General features: G+C 39.0%; 18 protein-coding genes. 17 read left to right on the forward strand and 1 reads right to left on the reverse strand.

Annotated elements, in window-relative coordinates:
• Positions 1 to 328: 328 nt before the first annotated feature.
• From mnmG to glmU, 15 genes are all read left to right on the forward strand, one after another.
• Positions 329 to 2,218 carry a tRNA uridine-5-carboxymethylaminomethyl(34) synthesis enzyme MnmG gene (gene mnmG / locus GQR45_RS19495; protein ID WP_010555145.1) on the forward strand — a complete coding sequence of 630 codons (1,890 nt, stop codon included), beginning with the start codon at positions 329 to 331 and terminating at the stop codon, positions 2,216 to 2,218.
• Positions 2,219 to 2,233: 15 nt separating this feature from the next.
• Positions 2,234 to 2,854: a 16S rRNA (guanine(527)-N(7))-methyltransferase RsmG gene (gene rsmG / locus GQR45_RS19500; RefSeq protein WP_007585988.1), complete on the forward strand. Its 621-nt coding sequence runs from the start codon at positions 2,234 to 2,236 to the stop codon at positions 2,852 to 2,854.
• Between the two features lie 14 nt (positions 2,855 to 2,868).
• Positions 2,869 to 3,654, forward strand: coding sequence for a ParA family protein (locus GQR45_RS19505; protein WP_004335235.1), 786 nt, complete (start codon positions 2,869 to 2,871; stop codon positions 3,652 to 3,654).
• Between the two features lie 20 nt (positions 3,655 to 3,674).
• On the forward strand, positions 3,675 to 4,598 hold the full coding sequence (locus GQR45_RS19510; protein WP_165726813.1) for a ParB/RepB/Spo0J family partition protein: 924 nt from the start codon (positions 3,675 to 3,677) through the stop codon (positions 4,596 to 4,598).
• A 142-nt stretch (positions 4,599 to 4,740) separates the two neighbouring features.
• Positions 4,741 to 5,121, forward strand: a complete 381-nt coding sequence (locus GQR45_RS19515; RefSeq protein ID WP_007585983.1) for an ATP synthase subunit I — start codon at positions 4,741 to 4,743, stop codon at positions 5,119 to 5,121.
• 15 nt (positions 5,122 to 5,136) lie between these two features.
• Positions 5,137 to 5,994: a F0F1 ATP synthase subunit A gene (gene atpB / locus GQR45_RS19520; protein WP_004335244.1), complete on the forward strand. Its 858-nt coding sequence runs from the start codon at positions 5,137 to 5,139 to the stop codon at positions 5,992 to 5,994.
• A gap of 61 nt (positions 5,995 to 6,055) precedes the next feature.
• A complete protein-coding gene (atpE, locus tag GQR45_RS19525; RefSeq protein ID WP_007585980.1) occupies positions 6,056 to 6,298 on the forward strand; it encodes a F0F1 ATP synthase subunit C in 243 nt (80 codons plus the stop codon).
• Positions 6,299 to 6,339: 41 nt separating this feature from the next.
• A complete protein-coding gene (gene atpF, locus GQR45_RS19530) occupies positions 6,340 to 6,810 on the forward strand; it encodes a F0F1 ATP synthase subunit B (protein WP_004335264.1) in 471 nt (156 codons plus the stop codon).
• Between the two features lie 16 nt (positions 6,811 to 6,826).
• Entirely contained in the window at positions 6,827 to 7,360 is a 534-nt protein-coding gene (atpH, locus tag GQR45_RS19535; protein ID WP_007585978.1) for a F0F1 ATP synthase subunit delta, read from the forward strand.
• A gap of 14 nt (positions 7,361 to 7,374) precedes the next feature.
• A complete protein-coding gene (atpA, locus tag GQR45_RS19540) occupies positions 7,375 to 8,916 on the forward strand; it encodes a F0F1 ATP synthase subunit alpha (RefSeq protein WP_007585976.1) in 1,542 nt (513 codons plus the stop codon).
• Between the two features lie 60 nt (positions 8,917 to 8,976).
• On the forward strand, positions 8,977 to 9,837 hold the full coding sequence (gene atpG, locus GQR45_RS19545; protein ID WP_007585974.1) for a F0F1 ATP synthase subunit gamma: 861 nt from the start codon (positions 8,977 to 8,979) through the stop codon (positions 9,835 to 9,837).
• A gap of 33 nt (positions 9,838 to 9,870) precedes the next feature.
• The gene (atpD, locus tag GQR45_RS19550; protein ID WP_007585971.1) at positions 9,871 to 11,256 is read left to right on the forward strand and encodes a F0F1 ATP synthase subunit beta; all 1,386 of its coding nucleotides are present in this window, start codon (positions 9,871 to 9,873) and stop codon (positions 11,254 to 11,256) included.
• Between the two features lie 13 nt (positions 11,257 to 11,269).
• Positions 11,270 to 11,692 (forward strand): F0F1 ATP synthase subunit epsilon, encoded by a 423-nt coding sequence (locus tag GQR45_RS19555; RefSeq protein ID WP_007377666.1) that lies wholly within the window; start codon positions 11,270 to 11,272, stop codon positions 11,690 to 11,692.
• Between the two features lie 164 nt (positions 11,693 to 11,856).
• Positions 11,857 to 13,959: a winged helix-turn-helix domain-containing protein gene (locus GQR45_RS19560; RefSeq protein WP_165726814.1), complete on the forward strand. Its 2,103-nt coding sequence runs from the start codon at positions 11,857 to 11,859 to the stop codon at positions 13,957 to 13,959.
• A gap of 243 nt (positions 13,960 to 14,202) precedes the next feature.
• Positions 14,203 to 15,561, forward strand: coding sequence for a bifunctional UDP-N-acetylglucosamine diphosphorylase/glucosamine-1-phosphate N-acetyltransferase GlmU (gene glmU / locus GQR45_RS19565; RefSeq protein WP_165726815.1), 1,359 nt, complete (start codon positions 14,203 to 14,205; stop codon positions 15,559 to 15,561).
• A gap of 27 nt (positions 15,562 to 15,588) precedes the next feature.
• Here the strand turns inward: glmU and GQR45_RS19570 are convergent, their stop codons facing one another.
• A complete protein-coding gene (locus GQR45_RS19570; protein WP_007585965.1) occupies positions 15,589 to 16,431 on the reverse strand; it encodes a LytTR family DNA-binding domain-containing protein in 843 nt (280 codons plus the stop codon).
• Between the two features lie 144 nt (positions 16,432 to 16,575).
• Here GQR45_RS19570 and GQR45_RS19575 point away from each other — a divergent pair, with 144 nt between their 5' ends.
• Together GQR45_RS19575 and GQR45_RS19580 are read left to right on the forward strand one after the other, a co-directional pair.
• The gene (locus GQR45_RS19575; RefSeq protein WP_101163103.1) at positions 16,576 to 17,805 is read left to right on the forward strand and encodes an acyltransferase family protein; all 1,230 of its coding nucleotides are present in this window, start codon (positions 16,576 to 16,578) and stop codon (positions 17,803 to 17,805) included.
• Between the two features lie 83 nt (positions 17,806 to 17,888).
• Positions 17,889 to 19,682, forward strand: a complete 1,794-nt coding sequence (locus GQR45_RS19580; RefSeq protein WP_165726816.1) for a choice-of-anchor I family protein — start codon at positions 17,889 to 17,891, stop codon at positions 19,680 to 19,682.
• The last annotated feature ends 512 nt before the right edge of the window (positions 19,683 to 20,194 follow it).

The raw sequence follows: 20,194 nt of genomic DNA on the forward strand, positions 1-20,194 counted from the left end.
CTTATCCATTGGATAAGATCCAACTGATTCAACCCTGTGCATAAAGTGCCTTTTTGATCAGAGCTTATTTGCTGGATGATCCGATCATATTAACACCTTTAGATCTGATCTAATTTCATGTTTTAAATGAAGATCTAAACCTTATCAACAGAAAAGTTGATCAGTAGTAGTAATAGTAATAAAAGATCTCTTTAAAAGATCCTTTATATTATTAGAGATCACATACTTAGATCTTGCCCTTTGTTTAATCATTTATCTTCTGCCAATTTCTAGGTAGAATACGCTCCCTTTTGAAGTTTACCGGTTTGATTTAAGTAGGATCCCATTAATGATTTTTCACGAAAATTTTGACGTTATCGTAGTAGGTGGTGGACATGCTGGCACTGAAGCCGCATTAGCAGCTGCCCGTATGGGGATGAATACCCTGCTACTGACTCACAATATGGATACCCTTGGTCAAATGTCTTGCAACCCAGCAATTGGTGGGATTGGCAAAGGTCATTTGGTAAAAGAGATCGACGCTCTTGGTGGTGCAATGGCACAGGCCATTGATAAAGGCGGGATCCAATTTCGTACACTAAATTCTTCAAAAGGACCTGCTGTTCGTGCTACTCGAGCACAAGCAGATCGCGCTTTGTACAAAGCGGCTATTCAAACAACATTACAAAACCAAGATAACCTTAAAATTTTTCAACAATCATGTGATGATCTTATTGTTGAAAACGATCGTGTTACTGGCGTAGTAACTCAAATGGGTTTACGTTTTAGTGCACCAAGTGTTGTTTTAACCGTGGGTACTTTTTTAGGCGGCTTAATTCATATTGGTTTAGAAAATTATAAAGGCGGTCGTGCAGGCGATCCTCCTTCAATCGCTTTAGCTGATCGCTTACGTGAACATCCATTTAGAGTTGATCGTTTAAAAACAGGTACACCTCCACGTATTGATGCACGTACTGTTGATTTTACAAAAATGGAAGCACAGCCTGGTGATACACCAACTCCTGTGTTTTCGTTTATGGGTAAACAATCAGATCACCCACAACAGATACCGTGTTACATAACTTACACAAACGAAAAAACACATGATGTTATTCGTAAAAACTTACATCGCTCACCTATGTACTCAGGTGTTATTGAAGGTATTGGTCCACGATACTGCCCTTCAATTGAAGATAAAATTGTTCGTTTTGCAGATAAAGATAAACATCAAATATTTGTTGAGCCTGAAGGTTTAACATCATACGAATTATACCCAAATGGTATTTCGACTAGTTTACCGTTTGATGTACAACTTGAAATTGTGCAATCGATTACAGGTTTTGAAAATGCACATATTTGTCGACCTGGCTACGCAATTGAATATGATTACTTTGATCCACGTGATTTAAAACAATCTTTAGAAACTAAATTTATTGAAGGTTTATTTTTTGCGGGTCAAATTAACGGTACTACCGGCTATGAAGAAGCGGGTGCACAAGGCTTAATTGCAGGTATGAATGCTGCACTAAAAGTACAAGGCAAAGATTCTTGGACACCACGTCGTGATGAAGCTTACGTTGGTGTATTAATCGACGACTTAGCAACACTGGGTACAAAAGAACCATACCGCATGTTTACCAGTCGTGCCGAATACCGTTTATTACTTCGTGAAGATAATGCTGATATTCGTTTAACTGAAAAAGGCCGTGAGCTAGGTTTAGTTAATGACGAACGCTGGCAGGCATTTAACGAAAAAATGGAAGTAATCGAAAAAGAGAAGCAACGCATCAAAGATACGTGGATTCACAAAGATCACGCCGTTGTAGAACAAGTAAATGCATTACTGAAAACACCGCTTACACGTGAAGCAAGTTTAGAAGAATTACTTCGTCGCCCAGAGATTCGTTATAACGATCTTATGGCTATAGAAGGATTAGGATCTGAATTTACAAACAAAGCGGCACTTGAACAAGTTGAGATCCATACTAAGTACGCAGGTTATATTGCGCGTCAACAGGATGAGATCAACAAACAGCTTCGTCATGAGCAAACAATTTTACCAAAAGAGTTTGATTATAAAACCGTATCTGGTTTGTCAAATGAGGTAGTTGCCAAGCTTATTGAGTCGCGTCCTGACACTATTGGTCAAGCATCGCGTATTTCTGGTATCACCCCAGCGGCGATTTCGCTATTATTAGTGTATCTGAAGAAGCAAGGCTTATTACGCAAATCCGCGTAACGGTAAGGGTACATAGTGTTACAGCAACAATTAACTACATTGTTAGCGCAAACTGATATTGCGCTAACAGAAAAACAACAGCAACAGCTAGTTCGTTACGTCGAGTTATTGAATAAGTGGAATAAGGCTTATAACTTAACCTCAGTACGCTTACCTGAAGAAATGATGATTAAGCATATTATGGATAGCTTAGTTGTTGCGCCTCACTTACCCGGTCATCATTATATTGATGTTGGAACGGGTCCTGGATTACCGGGTATCGTATTAGCAATTGCATTACCTAATACACATTTTGTGTTATTAGATAGCTTAGGTAAACGTGTACGATTTTTAATGCATGTTAAACATGAGCTTGGTCTTGATAATGTAACCCCGGTTCAGTCAAGAGTTGAAGAATATCAACCAAGTGTTAAATTAGACGGCGTACTAAGTCGTGCTTTTGCTTCATTACAAGATATGGTTGACTGGTGTTCGCACTTAATCGATCATTCGGGTAAATTTATAGCACTTAAAGGCGTGTTCCCTAGCGAAGAGCTAGAGTCACTACCTGCAGGCGTTAAGTTTGAGCAAAAAATTGCATTAGAAGTACCTAATTTAGATGCACAACGACATTTAATTATTCTTTCTAAAGACTAGGGATCAGAGACACCGTGGCAAAAGTCATCGCATTAGCAAATCAAAAAGGTGGAGTGGGTAAAACTACAACCGCTGTTAACCTCGCTGCGTCTATGGCTGCAACGAAACGTAAAGTGCTGTTAATTGATCTCGATCCGCAAGGTAATGCGACTATGGGGAGTGGCGTAGATAAATATGGCGACGTGCCAACTATTTACGACCTACTTATTGAAGATAAACCTATAGAAGACGTTATCATTAAAGAAACGTCTGGTGAATACCATATGATTGCTGCAAACGGTGATGTAACCGCTGCAGAAGTTAAATTGATGGAATTATTTGCCCGTGAAGTGCGTTTACGTAATGCACTTGAAAAAATTCAGGACCAGTACGAATTTATTTTTATCGACTGTCCACCCTCTCTAAATATGTTAACTGTTAATGCAATGGCCGCAGCTGATTCTATTTTAGTGCCAATGCAGTGTGAGTATTATGCACTTGAAGGGTTAACCGCATTAATGGATACGATTACGCAGCTTGCTAAGTTAGTGAATCCTAGCTTACAAATTGAAGGCATACTTCGTACTATGTACGACCCGCGTAACCGTTTGGCAAATGATGTATCAGAACAATTAAAACAACATTTTGGCGATAAAGTATACCGTACGGTGATCCCGCGTAATGTTCGTTTAGCTGAAGCACCTAGTTTTGGTACTCCTGCTATGTACTATGACAGGGCATCAAGTGGCGCTAAAGCATATTTAGCACTCGCTGGTGAAATGTTACGCAGAAAAGAAAAAACAGCGTCCGTTGTCGCCTAACTTTGAGGTAAAAAAATAACATGTCTGCTAAAAAACGAGGTTTAGGCCGAGGACTCGATGCACTTTTAAGTTCGTCAAAGCCTGCACCAAGCCCAAGCAAGGAACAAGACACATCAAACGTGACTGACGCTGTGCAAAATGCCGCGGCTAATAATAGTGAATTACAAAAACTTCCAATAGAGTTTTTACACTCTGGTAAATACCAACCTCGTAAAGACATGTCTGAAGAGGCGCTAGAAGAGCTTGCTAGTTCTATTCGCTCACAAGGTATTATTCAACCCATTGTTGTGCGCCCTATTGCACACAATAGCTTTGAAATTATTGCTGGTGAGCGTCGTTGGCGCGCAGCGCAAATAGCTAAGCTTGAAACAGTACCTTGTATTATTAAAGATGTACCTGATGAAGCTGCCGTTGCGATTGCACTGATAGAAAATATTCAGCGTGAAGATTTAAATGCCATGGAAGAAGCAGTTGCACTTAATCGTTTACTAATAGAATTTGAATTAACACATCAGCAAGTAGCAGATGCGGTGGGTAAATCACGTACGACTGTAACTAATTTACTGCGTTTAAATAACTTAAATAGTGATGTAAAAATTCTGTTAGAGCATGGCGATATTGAAATGGGCCATGCTCGTTGCCTGTTAGCCCTTGAAGGTGAAGCGCAGTCAGATGCTGCTCGTTTAGCTGTCGCTAAAGCATTAACAGTTCGAGAAACTGAAAAGCTCGTACGTTCAATTTTAGAACCTTTACCTGCTAAAGAAATAACCGAAAAAGATCCAGATGTTAAGCAGTTAGAACAACAACTCGCTGAAAATCTAGGTGCTAAAGTAGAGATTAACTACAATAAAAAAGGCAAAGGTAAACTGGTTATTTCGTATACTAACCTAGATGAACTTGACGGCATTTTAAATCGTATCAATCACGACAATACCCACCATTAGTTTTCTACATGTCTAAAAAGGGACATTTGTAGCTATTTCGTGTTACAAAGCATCTACTCAAGTTGCAAAACTGGCAGGATTAAGTATAATTTCGCCAGTTTTCACACCCTAACAATTAGAACGCAATAAAGGTTAACTAAACGTGACTGATAAGTTAGCGAGTCCATATCGACTTGCCGTATTAAAGTTAATTTGCCTTCAGGGTGTTGTAGCATTAGTTGCTGCTGTAATTATTTTTTTTAGTTCGGGAGTCAATGCCTCGCTTTCATCACTCGCTGGTGGAGCTGTAGCAGTACTTCCGCACTTTGTATTTGCACTTTATGCATTCAGATATATGGGTGCAAGTCGAGCAAATCAAGCGTATGCCTCGTTGAAACGCGGCAACGGATTAAAGTTTATGCTAACAATTGTATTGTTTGCGCTAGTACTGAAGCATTTCCCGGTAATTTTATTACCCTTTTTTAGTACTTATATACTGGCGCTCTTTACTGGATTGTTCGCACCCGTTTTTTTTAAACATTAACTTTTGGGATATAACATGGCAGCAGAAGAAGTTACTCTATCTGGCCATATCCAGCACCATTTGACCAATGCTAAGATGTGTTCGACCGATACAGGTCTCGCCTTCAATAAAGCATGTACGGACAGTGGATTCTGGACATGGCATATAGATACCCTTGCATGGTCTATCGGTTTAGGTCTTATATTTTTATGGATCTTTCGTAGTGCCGCTAAAAAATCAACACTAGGTGTACCTGGGAAATTTCAGTGTTTTATTGAAATAATCGTAGAATTCGTTGGTGACAACGTACGCGATACTTTCCATGGTAAAAGCAAGCTTATTGCACCATTAGCCTTAACGATTTTCGTTTGGGTGTTCTTAATGAACTTAATGGATTTAATACCTGTTGATTTCCTTCCAGCATTTGCAGGTTTCGTTGGTGAGACTGCATTTGGTATGGATTCACACGATGTGTACATGAAAATTGTACCAACGACTGACATTAATATGACTTCAGCGCTAGCGCTGGGTGTATTTATACTAATGGTTGGCTTTTCAATCAAAATAAAAGGTATTGGCGGGTTTATTAAAGAGTTAACGCTTCATCCGTTCAGCTCAAATAACATGTTTGTTCAAATTATTTTGATACCATTTAACTTATTACTTGAACTGATTGCACTCGTTTCTAAACCGTTTTCATTAGCACTACGTTTGTTTGGTAACTTATATGCTGGTGAGTTGATTTTCATCTTGATCGGCGCTATCGGTTTTATGCAACTACCGTTGCACTTTGTTTGGGCTGTATTCCATATTCTAGTTATTACATTACAAGCATTCTTATTCATGATGCTTACAATTGTATACCTAAGCATGGCAAGTTCAGATAATCACTAATTTTTAGATTTACAATTTTACTTTTACTTTTAACTTTACAATTGAAACTTTGGAGAAATAAATGGAAGCTTTAGAATTATTAACAGGCTTAAAATACATCGCAGTAGCTTTACTAATCGGTTTTGGTGCAATCGGCACAGCAATCGGTTTTGGTAACATGGGCGGTAAATTCCTTGAAGCATGTGCGCGTCAACCTGAGCTTGCACCTTCGCTACAAGTTAAGATGTTTATTCTTGCTGGTCTAATCGATGCTGTAGCAATGATTGGTGTTGGTATCGCTATGGTATTGTTGTTCGTACTTTAATTTTATTCTTTGAACAGCTTACTATTTAAGGAGGAGCGGTTGTGAATTTAAACGCCACTCTTATCGGTGAATTGATTGCGTTTACGGTGTTCGTATTATTTTGTATGAAATACGTATGGCCACCACTAAACGGTGCAATTGAAGCTCGCCAGAAAAAAATCGAAGATGGTTTAGCTGCCTCTGATAGAGCCGAAAAAGACTTAGAACTTGCGCAAAAGAAAGCTGCTGAACAGCTTAAAGATGCAAAAGCTCAAGCGGCTGATATCATTGATCAAGCTAAAAAGCGTGCAGTGCTAATTGTTGACGAAGAAACACTTCGTGGTCAACAAGAGCGTGAAAGTATCATTGCTCAAGGGCACTCTGAAGTTGAGTCTGAACGTAATCGCATAACAGAAGAACTACGTAAGCAAGTAGCAACTCTGGCAGTGATTGGCGCAGAACGTATTTTAGAGCGTGAAATTAATCAAGCCGCACATAGTGACATCGTTGAAAAACTTGTCGCTGAGCTGTAATTAGGAGGGTATGAGCATGTCTAATTTGACTACTATCGCTCGCCCATACGCTAAAGCGGCTTTTGAACTTGCCGTTGAGAAAGGCACTCTAGAAAGCTGGAATGATATGTTGTTCTTTGCAGGCCATGTAGCCAGCAATGAGCAAGCATCGTCTGTTTTAGCGAGTATGCCTACAGCTACTGCACAAGCTGAATTATTTATTCAACTTTGTGCTGAGCAGCTCAACGAACAAGGTCAGAACCTAGTTAAGGTGATGGCTGAAAATGGACGTTTGACAGCTCTACCTGAAGTTGCACAGTTATTTGCTGAATTTAAAGCAGAATACGATAAAGAAATCGAAGTAGATGTGATTTCTGCAACTCCTCTTGTTGCTGCGCAACAAGAGTCATTGGTAGCGGCACTTGAAAAACGTTTCGCACGCAAAGTTAAGCTGAATTGTAGTGAAGACGCGTCAGTGGTTGGTGGACTTATTATTAGGTCTGGCGACACTGTAATCGACGGTACTATTCGCGGTAAATTAAACCGCTTAGCTACAACACTACAATCGTAATTGGGAAAAAGAGCATGCAACTTAATTCCACTGAAATTTCAGATCTGATCAAACAACGTATTGAGAAGTTCGAAGTTGTAAGTGAAGCTCGTAACGAAGGTACTATTGTATCTGTTACTGACGGTATCATCCGCATCCACGGTCTTGCTGACTGTATGCAAGGTGAAATGATTGAGCTTCCTGGCAGCCGTTATGCTATCGCACTAAACCTTGAGCGCGACTCAATTGGTGCAGTAGTAATGGGTCCGTACGCTGACCTTACTGAAGGCGTAAAAGTATATACAACTGGTCGTATTTTAGAAGTTCCTGTTGGTCCTGGTTTACTTGGTCGTGTTGTAAACACACTAGGTGCTCCAATCGATGGTAAAGGCGCTCTAGATAACGACGGGTTTGAACCTGTAGAAAAAATTGCACCAGGTGTAATCGAGCGTAAATCTGTAGATGAGCCAGTTCAAACTGGTTACAAATCTATTGATGCGATGATTCCAGTTGGTCGTGGTCAACGTGAACTTATCATTGGTGACCGCCAAACAGGTAAAACTGCACTAGCAATCGATGCAATCATCAATCAAAAAGACACAGGCGTTAAGTGTGTGTACGTTGCGATTGGTCAAAAAGCATCTACTATTGCAAACGTAGTTCGTAAATTAGAAGAGCATGGTGCACTAGCAAATACTATCGTAGTTGTTGCATCTGCTTCTGAATCTGCGGCACTTCAGTACTTAGCACCGTTCGCGGGCTGTACTATGGGTGAATACTTCCGTGACCGTGGTGAAAACGCATTAATCGTATATGATGATTTGTCTAAGCAAGCAGTTGCTTACCGTCAAATTTCATTACTACTTAAGCGTCCACCAGGCCGTGAAGCATATCCAGGTGACGTATTCTACCTTCACTCTCGTCTTTTAGAGCGTGCATCGCGTGTAAACGCAGATTACGTTGAAAAGTTCACTAATGGTGAAGTGAAAGGTAAAACTGGTTCATTGACGGCATTGCCAATCATTGAAACTCAAGGCGGCGACGTTTCTGCGTTCGTACCGACTAACGTTATCTCTATCACCGATGGTCAGATCTTCTTAGAAACTGACTTATTCAACTCAGGTATCCGTCCGGCAGTAAATGCTGGTATCTCGGTATCGCGTGTTGGTGGTGCTGCACAAACTAAAATCGTTAAGAAACTAGGTGGCGGTATCCGTCTAGCCCTAGCTCAGTACCGTGAATTAGCTGCGTTTTCGCAGTTCGCGTCTGACCTTGATGATGCAACTCGTGCTCAACTTGAGCATGGTGAGCGTGTAACAGAGCTAATGAAGCAGAAACAGTACGCGCCAATGTCTGTTGCTGATATGTCTTTGTCGTTATTTGCTGCTGAAAAAGGCTTCCTTCAAGACATCGAAATCGCGAAAATCGGTGACTTTGAAGCAGCTTTACTTTCGTATGCAAATAGCACATACGCAGAGCTTGTGGCTCAAATCAATGAAACTGGTAACTTAAATGCCGAGATCGAAGCGCAGCTTAAAGAACTTCTAACGAAGTTCAAGTCTACGCAAACTTGGTAATTTAGTTATTAATGGTGCGCTTTAGGAAACTAAAGCACACCTTGATTCGGAGAGAGAGTCATGGCCAGCGGAAAAGAGATTAAAAGCAAGATCGGGAGTATTAAAAATACTCAAAAGATCACTAGCGCAATGGAAATGGTTGCTGCGTCTAAAATGAAAAGGGCGCAAGAACGCGTTGCTTCAAGCCGTCCATACGCTGACAAATTACGTGAAGTAATTGGTCGTGTTGCTCAAGCAAATCTTGATTTTACTCACCCGTTCTTAAAAGATCGTGAAGTGAAACGAGTTGGTTATATTGTTATCTCTACAGACCGTGGTCTGTGTGGCGGTCTAAACTCAAACGAGTTTAAGAAAGTTGCACTTGATGTTAAAGCGTGGAAAGAAAAAGGTGTTGATGCTGAATTTGCTACTTTAGGTAGTAAAGCAGCTGGCTTCTTTCAACGTTTTGGTGGTCAACTACTCGCTAAAAAAGCGGGCCTAGGAGATAAACCTTCAGTACAAGACGTTATTGGTCCTGTAAAAGTTATGCTTGATGCATTTTCTGAAGGCAAAATAGACCGTTTATTCTTGGTATATAACAAATTCGTTAATACCATGAGGCAAGAGCCAATTATAGATCAGTTACTTCCTTTGCCAAAAGCTGAAGAAGAAGTATCTGCTCACACATGGGATTACTTATACGAGCCAAATCCAGAGGCTATTTTAGAGTCTTTGTTAGTACGCTTTATTGAGTCTCAAGCATACCAAGGTGTGGTAGAAAATGCTGCCTCTGAACAGGCTGCTCGTATGGTTGCAATGAAAGCTGCAACTGATAACGCAGGTGACCTTATGGACGAGCTACAGCTTGTTTATAACAAGGCTCGCCAAGCAGCAATCACACAAGAAATTAGTGAGATTTGTTCTGGCTCAGCAGCAGTTTAATGCTTCGGGTAAAGATTAACGAGAGGAATAGACATGAGTTTAGGTAAGGTCGTCCAAATTATCGGCGCCGTTGTGGATATTGAATTTCCACAAGATAGCGTGCCAGCGGTATACCACGCACTAAGAGTAACAGATGGCGATTTAGCTGGTTTGACTCTAGAAGTTCAACAACAGCTAGGTGGCGGTGTAGTGCGTACTATCGCTATGGGTACTACTGATGGTTTACGTCGTAGTGCTTTAGTTATGAATACAGGTGAATCGATTCAAGTTCCAGTTGGTAAAGCAACACTTGGTCGTATCATGAACGTACTTGGTGAGCCAATCGATGAAGCGGGTCCAATCGGCGAAGAAGACCGTATGTCTATTCACCGTGCAGCACCTTCATACGAAGAGCAATCAAGTTCAGTTGAACTTTTAGAAACTGGTATCAAGGTTATCGACCTTGTATGTCCGTTTGCTAAAGGTGGTAAAGTTGGTTTATTCGGTGGTGCCGGTGTTGGTAAAACTGTAAACATGATGGAACTTATCCGTAACATCGCAATCGAGCACAGCGGCTACTCAGTATTCGCAGGTGTTGGTGAGCGTACACGTGAGGGTAACGATTTCTACCATGAGATGAACGATTCAAACGTACTTGATAAAGTATCGCTTGTATACGGTCAGATGAACGAGCCTCCTGGTAACCGTTTACGCGTAGCGTTAACTGGTCTTACTATGGCTGAAAAGTTCCGTGATGAAGGTCGCGATGTACTTTTCTTCGTAGATAACATCTACCGTTATACTCTTGCTGGTACAGAAGTATCTGCACTACTTGGTCGTATGCCATCAGCGGTAGGTTACCAGCCTACACTTGCTGAAGAAATGGGTGTGCTTCAAGAGCGTATCGCTTCTACTAAGACGGGTTCAATTACATCAATCCAAGCGGTATACGTACCTGCGGATGATTTAACGGATCCATCTCCAGCAACTACCTTTGCTCACTTAGACGCAACAGTAGTACTTTCACGTGATATCGCGTCACTTGGTATCTACCCAGCGGTAGACCCACTTGATTCATCTTCACGTCAACTTGACCCACAAGTAATTGGTCAAGAGCACTACGATACAGCACGTGGCGTTCAAACAGTTCTTCAGCGTTATAAAGAACTTAAAGACATCATTGCAATCCTAGGTATGGACGAGCTTTCTGACGAAGATAAGCAACTTGTATCTCGTGCACGTAAAATCCAACGTTTCCTATCTCAGCCATTCTTCGTGGCAGAGGTGTTTACAGGCGCGTCTGGTAAGTACGTATCACTAAAAGATACAATTTCTGGCTTTAAAGGCATCTTAAACGGTGAATTTGATGATATGCCAGAGCAAGCGTTCTACATGGTTGGCTCTATCGAAGAAGCTCAAGAAAAAGCCAAAGGCATGTAACTAGGAGGGTAGTATGACAGCTATGACTGTACATCTTGACGTAGTAAGCGCTGAGCAGAGTTTGTTCTCTGGTCTTGTTGAATCGATTCAAGTATCTGGTAGTGAAGGCGAGCTGGGTGTAAACCTAGGCCATGCTCCACTACTAACTGCCCTTAAACCTGGTATGGTACGTTTAGTTAAGCAATTTGGTCACGAAGATGTGATATATGTTGCTGGCGGTACATTAGAAGTTCAACCAAATCACATCACGATTCTTGCAGATACTGCGGTTCGTGGTGAAGATTTAGATGAAGATTCTGTACAAAAGGCTAAACGTGAAGCTGAAGAACATATGGCGAATTCGTCAGCTGTTGAGTTTGATTATCAGCAAGCGGCTACGCGACTGGCAGAAGCAGTTGCTCAGTTACGCGTAATTCAGCAATTACGTCACAAGTAAGCCTATCCGGTTTGTAAAAAGCCCACTTTAAGTGGGCTTTTTTGTGCCTGAAGAGATGACACTGAAACACTAAACTGTTAACCTTCAGTTAATGGAGTGTGGTGGTTTATTGTGAAAATCAAGCAACGAATAGACTGCTATAAGGATATAAAGTAAGTGAAAAAATGAAACAAGCAGAGTTTTCTGATTCAGTAGTAGAAGTCAAATTTGGTGCTTGGTGTTTAAATATAAAGCGGCAAATAATTAGTGATGGCACTGTAGAAAAAGAGTTAGAGCCACTACTGTACAAAATTTTAAGTTACCTTATCTTAAATCAAAACATGATTATTACCCGCGAAAATCTAATTGAAGATGTTTGGTGTCAGACTTATGTTGACGATAACGCCATTAATCGAGCTATTTCAGAACTTCGCAAAATATTAAAATCGCCGCAACAAAGCGAGCTAGTAGTAAAAACCCATTATCGTAAAGGATATAGTTTTGTTCCTAGCGTTGAATTTATTGAAAGCGAATACCAAAACCTCCCCATAGATAACCTTAATAAACCAGATGTAATAAAAAAAGCAAAACCTGTAATAAATAAAACTCGCTTAAGGGCGTTACTACTACTTTTATTAGTTAGTATCCTGTTAATTTCTTTTATTTGGCCAGTCAAAAATCGTGAAGTAAAAACAACTTACAAAGACTACCAAGAAGAGGTTTTATCAATGAAAGATGGAACCCATAGTTTTCTTGTACTTTCACCTAATGAAAAGAACTTAGCGTTTATTGTTTCAAAAAATGAAGGGCTAGAGTCTTATTTAATCAATAAAGATCTTATTACAGGCAGAGAAAAGGTATTATTTAAAATAGGATATGAATTAACTCCAGTTGGTTGGTCATATAATAATAGTGATATTATTTATAGACAGAATAGTGGCAAGAAAGACTGCCAAGTGTTTATTATTGATAGTAATTTTATAGGTGAAGCAAAGCATTTGTTTGATTGTAATAATTTACCTTTTTTTGGTGAAGGGGTTAATAATACGAATTTTGTATATTCCAAACTTGGTTACCGTAATCGGGATGAGCTTGCTGTATTGATGAATCGTAACCTCATAACGGGTGAAGAGTATCAAATAAGCTCTCCCAATTTAAATTCTTACGGTGATAAATTTCTGGCTCATATAGAAGATAAAAATAAGGTGGTTTTCGAGCGCCATCAATTTGGTTTTAGTGAATTGTACATTGCAGATACTGAAGGCGGAGCTCAAACTCACCTTTATACGACCAAAAATCGTATCTGGTCATTAAACTACGATCAAAAATCGAACTCATTACTTTGGTACGATAATGTTGATAATATTCTTTATCAGTACTCCCTCGTTAGTCAAAAATTACTTCAAAAAGTATCTATGCAGGGAGTTTCAGGTTATTCAACTACGTTACCTTTGAGCCCAAGTGAAATGCTAGCGACACAATACCCGTACACCCGCCACATTTATCAACTCAGTTTAGATGCCCTTAATTTAGAAGATATTGCACCGGAAAATATAAATACATTCAACGCTCAGAACACTAATAATGGATATATTTATTATTTACTTAATGATGCACAAATAAAAAGGTTAGCTGTTTTAGATACTGCTACGGGTACTGTGAGTATTAAATCAAACATTATTGATTTTTCAATAATGAAAGTTTCAAGTGATGGGGAAGAGCTATTAGCATTAAAGAGCAATGTAATTGATATCCGCGACACTGCTGAGTTAAGTTTAAAAGATACTATTACAGTTGATGGTAATATTGTAAATGTAGAGTATTTGAATAACAAAAATATAGGCTACATTTTGCGGGGTGATACAGCTACCAGTAACACGGCTTACCTATATGATAGGGCTACCAAAAAAAGTATGTTGCTACCAATTAGCAATCCAGTTTGGTTTGAGCAACTTTCAACCTCAAAGTTTATATTCCTTTCTGCGCAAAATAAGTTACAGATTTTTGATAGTTGGAATAATTTGATAACCCATGAATTTGAATTAAACTCTGTTCTATACAAGCATTCATTTGCACTTAATGATAATAAACTTTTTCATTCTGATGGCTCTAATATCTATTTATATGATTTGAATTTAGGCTTTAAAGCGAATGCTGAGCTTATTTACACATTAAAGGTTGGTTTGATAACACAGCTAAGCTATGCAAAAGAGCTTGGTACTCTAGCCTTTACCACTATTACTATTAACAATAATAAGCTAGTAAAAGCTATAGAAGTGCCTAAGTAAGCTTTATTGAGTTTTTTACTTTTTAATTTAATAAGAATGAAAGCACTATAACGATAATTTTCACTTATATCCTTCACCAATCCTCGCTACAATAACGTTATCCAATTAAGTGTGTTTTTTCAGTCAAGATTCAGTACTAATAAACTAACCTACTGAGTATTTGCACAAGAAGTGATTTACGTAATCTTCTGATCAAACATAAGACTTATTTAGCTAAAACAACGAAAAAAGGAAATTGTTTTAATGGCTCTAACAACTATTATTCTTGCTGCGGGTAAAGGTACTCGTATGCGCTCTGCTCTACCTAAAGTTTTGCACAAAGTTGCAGGTAAACCAATGGTGCAGCACGTTATTGATAATGCGATGGCATTAGGTGCAACGACTACAAACCTAGTTTACGGACACGGCGGCGAACTATTACAACAACAACTTGCCGATAACAATGTAAATTGGGTACTTCAAGCTGAACAACTTGGTACTGGCCACGCAGTAGCGCAAGCCAACTCTTATGTTTATGATGAAGACACAGTATTAATTTTATACGGTGATGTACCACTAACAAAACAATCAACACTAGAGCGTTTATTAGCCGCAACACCTAAAAATGGTTTAGCTGTATTAACGGTAAATTTGGTAAACCCAAATGGCTATGGTCGAATGCTTCGTGCCGGTGGTAAGTTAGTTGGTATTGTTGAGCAAAAAGATTCAAGTCCAGAGCAGTTACTTATTAACGAAGTAAATACAGGCATTATGGCTGTTAACGGTAAGCTATTAAAAACATGGTTAGGTAACTTATCTAACAATAATGCACAAGGCGAGTACTACTTAACAGATATCGTTGCAATGGCTCACAGTGAAGGCATAGAAATCACTTCAGCTCAGCCAGATCATGCAATGGAAGTTGAGGGCGCAAATAACCGCGTACAACTTGCAGGCTTAGAGCGCGCTTACCAAGCATGGCAAGCAGAAGAGTTAATGTTAAATGGCGCAACACTTGCTGACCCTGCGCGTATTGATGTGCGAGGAACAGTTACCACCGGTGAAGATGTACTTATCGACGTAAACGTTATTTTTGAAGGCACGGTCACGCTTGGTAATAATGTACAAATAGGTCCTAACTGTGTCCTTAAAAATTGTAGTATTGGTGATAACGTTATTATTAAAGCTAATACGCTGATTGAAGATGCCACAGTTGCAGATAAGTGTACGCTTGGTCCTTATGCTCGCCTTCGCCCAGGCGCTGTAATGGAAGAAGACTCACACATTGGTAACTTTGTTGAGATGAAAAAAACCCGACTAGGTAAAGGCTCTAAAGCCAACCACTTAAGTTATTTAGGTGATGCTGAAATTGGCGAAAAAGTGAATATTGGCGCGGGCACTATTACCTGTAACTACGATGGTGTTAACAAAGCAAAAACTATTATTGGCGATAATGCCTTTATTGGTTCTAATTCATCACTCGTTGCCCCAGTAAATATAGGTGCAACTGCAACAATTGGTGCAGGCTCTGTGATCACCAGTACCGTTGAAGATGACCAATTAGCAATTGCACGCTCTAAACAGCGTAATTTAACAGGTTGGAAACGCCCAGTTAAAAAATAACAATAGAGGCTACTTAGGTAGCCTTTTTTATTTTAGCTGAAGTTTAAATTGCTCTTTATAACGTCTAGACAAGTTAAGTACTTTACCTGTTGTTAGTTTTATTTCACTGTCGCCACTGGGGAGTGGTGTAATAGACTCCACTTTATCGAGTTTTACGCCATGGCTGCGGTGAATTCTACAAAACCCCTGCACTTCAAGTTGTTTACTTAATGCTGTAAGCGTTGCCCTTAACGGATATATACGTGAGCCTATATGTAGGTTTACATAATTACCCGACGATTCAAGCCAATCAACATCCTCTATTTTTATAATGAATTCTTTTCCGAGCTTTTTAACTAATAGGCGGTTTATGGTCGATGTTGTTTGCTGCTCACTTTCTTCAATTGAAGAGGCTTCACCTAGTAACTGCTGCACCACATATTGATATACTTTGATAAGTACGATGAAAAACACAAAGCTTATAGCGTCTTTCTGGTATTCATAAATAAGCTCAAACCAGCTAAGTCCAAAGTTGTAAGACCCATCATTCAACAAATATATGAATTTACGAACCCCTACCATAATACCAACGTGTAACACGCTAAATATAATAGAGGCACCAAAGTACATACCTAATGAGGCCGTAATATTTTGCCAATTAAAAGATAAGTGTCTTAAAAACCAAATTAAAATAGGGAATATAAGCAAAGTACTCAAGGCACTTGAATACTCCCAAACAAATGGCTCCCACATTAAAAAAGTTAAAGCCCCTTCTCTTTGGGCTTCCATTATTTGGGTTGTAGCGTTTACTGTATTATTAATTAATACGTAAGCACACAGTAATACTGATGCGTAAATGCTTTGAAAACGTTGAAAGTGCTGTAGGTTCATAAATGTATGCTTATTGCTGACGTGGCACGCTTATCCCTGTATACCACCTTTTATCACTATTGCTTGTAATATAAGCACTTATAGATAGTTTTAGCGAGAGCTTTAGGTATGAATAACGCATAACATACATAAAGTAGTAAAAGCATGAGCACTCAAGTACAACAACCTTCATTAGTTAATTCGCGTAAATATTATCTTGATTGGCTTAGGGTAATCGCATTTGCGTCGCTAATTTTTTATCACATTGGCATGTTGTATAGCGAAAACTGGGGATTTCATTTTAAAAGTAATTATACATCACAGTATGTTGAATATTTAATGTTGGTGTTTTCACCTTGGCGCATGTTGCTCATTTGGTTTATTTCGGGCGTAGCACTGCGTTTTATGATTGATAAAGTAAGCAGCTTTAAATCTTGGTTACATTTCACCTTATACCGTTCTATTTTTTTACTATTACCCTTGCTGGTGGGACTATGGCTAATAGTGCCTTTACAGCTGTTTGCAGAAATGTCACAGCACGGTGTTATTGATATTAGCTATTGGCAATTTTATTTAGCTTTTATAGAGACGAACAATACGCTTTTTATTAATTATCAGTCTGGAGTGTGGCCGAATGTGGATGTAAATCACTTATGGTATTTGCGCTCGTTGTGGCAATTTATGCTGATCATTATCGTTTTAACTCTTTTTGCACGCTTGCCTTTTCTTACGCCTTTAAAAACATTTGTTAAAGGGGATATGTCATTTGGGCTTTTAATTACCTTGCTCACTATTGCCGTACTATTTACAAGCCATTACTTAACTGGCGATTCAATCAGAGAGACTAACGGCTTAATACTGCTACTCGCAGGATACATACTTGCCAAAAACACTTACTTTTGGAACTGCTTAAATAAAAACTTGGTATTACTAGCTTTGAGTTTTGCGGTTTTGTTTGTACTTATAATATTAAGTTATCAGAAGGTGTTTACTCTTCCTCATTTTATTTTAAGCGCTAGCTACAATATTCAACGTGTTGTAGGTGTATTTTTTGTACTCGCGTTCGCTCACCGATTTTTAAATTTTAATACTTACTATTTAAAACAGCTCAATGTATGGGTGTTTCCCTTTTATTTATTGCATCAAAGCATTTTGATTATTTTGTGTTTTTTACTACAGCCTTTAAGTTTAGGGCCTGTTGCTGAACCATTCATCATTATTACAGGGACTTGGTCTTTTTGCGGTGTTATTACATGGGGTATTACACGTATTGATGTACTTAGACCTTTGCTAGGGGTTGCAATTAAACGAGATTATTCCCCTACTGTAAAAATTCTTGGTTATACGGCTGCTTTAATTTTAATAACTCCGCTAGCGTATAAGCTAATTACTTAGGCTGAGGGACTGTATTAAAACTGCCATAATCTTGTCATGCCTGTGTGTTGATATTTAGCAAATACAATACTAAGGAAAATTACATGTTTAAAAAATCAATTATTGCGCTGTCACTTATATCTGTTCTTACTGGTTGCTCACTTGATGGTGACGATGGTCAAAACGGCTCTCAAGGATTACAGGGAGAACAAGGCACAGGTGGGACTAATGGGTTAAATGGTATAAATGCCAATTCAGCATTAAATATTAACCTTGTGGGTAGAGGTGTATTAAATGCACAAAGCCCAGAAGGTGCAGCTGAAATAGTTGCATATCAAGCATCTAAAAAATGGATTTACGCTATTAACAGTTCAGGTGATGACGCTGTTGTTAATATTTTACCCGCCGACACCTTTGATACTGCCGCACTCGTTAAAGATAACGAAGGGGTTATAAACGCCACAAATTTAACATCCGTTATTACGTTGCTTTTAAACGAGTTTACCCAAGGCGATGCAAACAGCATTGCTATTGATGAAAATAACAATCTACTTGCAGTGGCAATGGCTGCTGAAAGCACGGGTGATGCAGGTCAAATTGCTTTTTACGATATAAGCGGCGACTCACCTGTATTTATTAAAAATGTTACAGTCGGATTTTTACCAGACATGGTGACGTTCACCCATGATGGCGCAAAGGCAGTGGTTGCTAACGAAGGTGAACCAAGTGGCGACTACAGCGTAGATCCTGAAGGTTCTATTAGTATTATCGATATAACAAATAATGTAATAGCCGATACAGCAATAAATATTGATTTTAAAGCCTATAACAACAAACAAACCGAACTAGAAGCGCAAGGGGTAGTTTTTGCAAACCCAAATGGTCGTACTATTAACGGTAATCTAATAAATACTACAGTAGCTATGGATTTAGAGCCCGAGTACGTTAGCATTTCTAAAGATAACAAATATGCTTATATATCTATTCAAGAAAACAATGCACTTGCAATAGTTAACCTACAAGACAACAGTCTTGAGCTAAAGGGCTTAGGCTTTAAAGATTGGTCAAGCTTACAACTTGATGCCTCAGATAAAGACGGCGGCGTGAATTTTAAATCATACCCAGGGCTCTATGGTATGTACCAGCCCGACACTATCTCAAGCTTTAGTTGGAAAGGCGCTAACTTTATAGTCACTGCCAACGAAGGTGACGCAAGAGAATACTTTTTTGATACAACGAATGAAGCAGACTGTATAGCAAAGGGCGGACTTGATTACGATGAAGACGATGGCTGCTTAGCTTATATAGATGAAAGCCGCGTTGAAGACTTAACGCTTGCTACTAATTTTGATTACTTAAATAATGACGATGATGATATTGGTCGCTTAAAAGTAACAACAATAAAAGGCGATACCAATAACGACGGACAATACGAATCGCTTTACGGCTATGGCGCACGTTCTTTTACTATTTGGGATAGCAATGGGCTGGTGGTTTTTGATTCAGATGACGATATAGCACGTATAACAGCATCTGTGCATGGTGAATCATTTAACAATAATGAAGATGAAAACAAAGGTGACTCACGTTCAGATGATAAAGGCGCAGAGCCTGAAGCGCTGACTATTGGTAAAATTGACGATCGTACATTTGCTTTTGTTGGATTAGAACGTATGGGCGGTATTATGGTTTACGACATTACTAATCCATACAATGTGCAATTTGAAGACTACTTCTATAATAGAGGCTTAATTAAAGGAGCGAATATTACAGGCGATTTGGCACCTGAAGGAATGGTATTCGTTTCAGCAGAGCAAAGTGCAACAGGAAATCCACTCTTAATTGTTGGAAATGAAATATCAGGCTCTATTGCCGTATGGGAAATAGCATCTAAATAAATCTTTAATTTTAAATAAAGCTGTGTGTTGTTTGTTTAACATACAGCTTAGTTTAAACCTTACTAATACATCATCAATTGATACATAAATTATGAGTGTTTTTTAAACTAAAAGTATCCTGCAGCCCTTTATTTGTATAGCTTTCATACTAAATTCATTTAATTGTCAAAAAGCTGAAATAAAACATTGACCCCCGCTCGAATCTCCCTATAATGCGACCCCACTGAGACAGGAAACGCCAACGCATAGCGAGGCACGAACTACTCAGAGAGTTAAGTAAAACTTCGGTTTTAAATCTTCTAAAAAGAAAGTTTAAAACTAAGTGTTGACTCGAAAAATAAAGGGTGTATTATTCGCATCCCTTGAGACGCTAAAGCGACTCAAAACGTTCTTTAACAATATAAAGCAATCATCTGTGTGGGCACTCGTACAGATTGAGTTCTAACAGCCAACCTACTTAGGTAGCGAGGCAAACAAATTAGAGTCTCAATTGAAAACTGAGTGACCAACAG

Source organism: Pseudoalteromonas sp. SA25 (assembly GCF_011378705.1).
Classification (GTDB): domain Bacteria; phylum Pseudomonadota; class Gammaproteobacteria; order Enterobacterales; family Alteromonadaceae; genus Pseudoalteromonas; species Pseudoalteromonas arctica.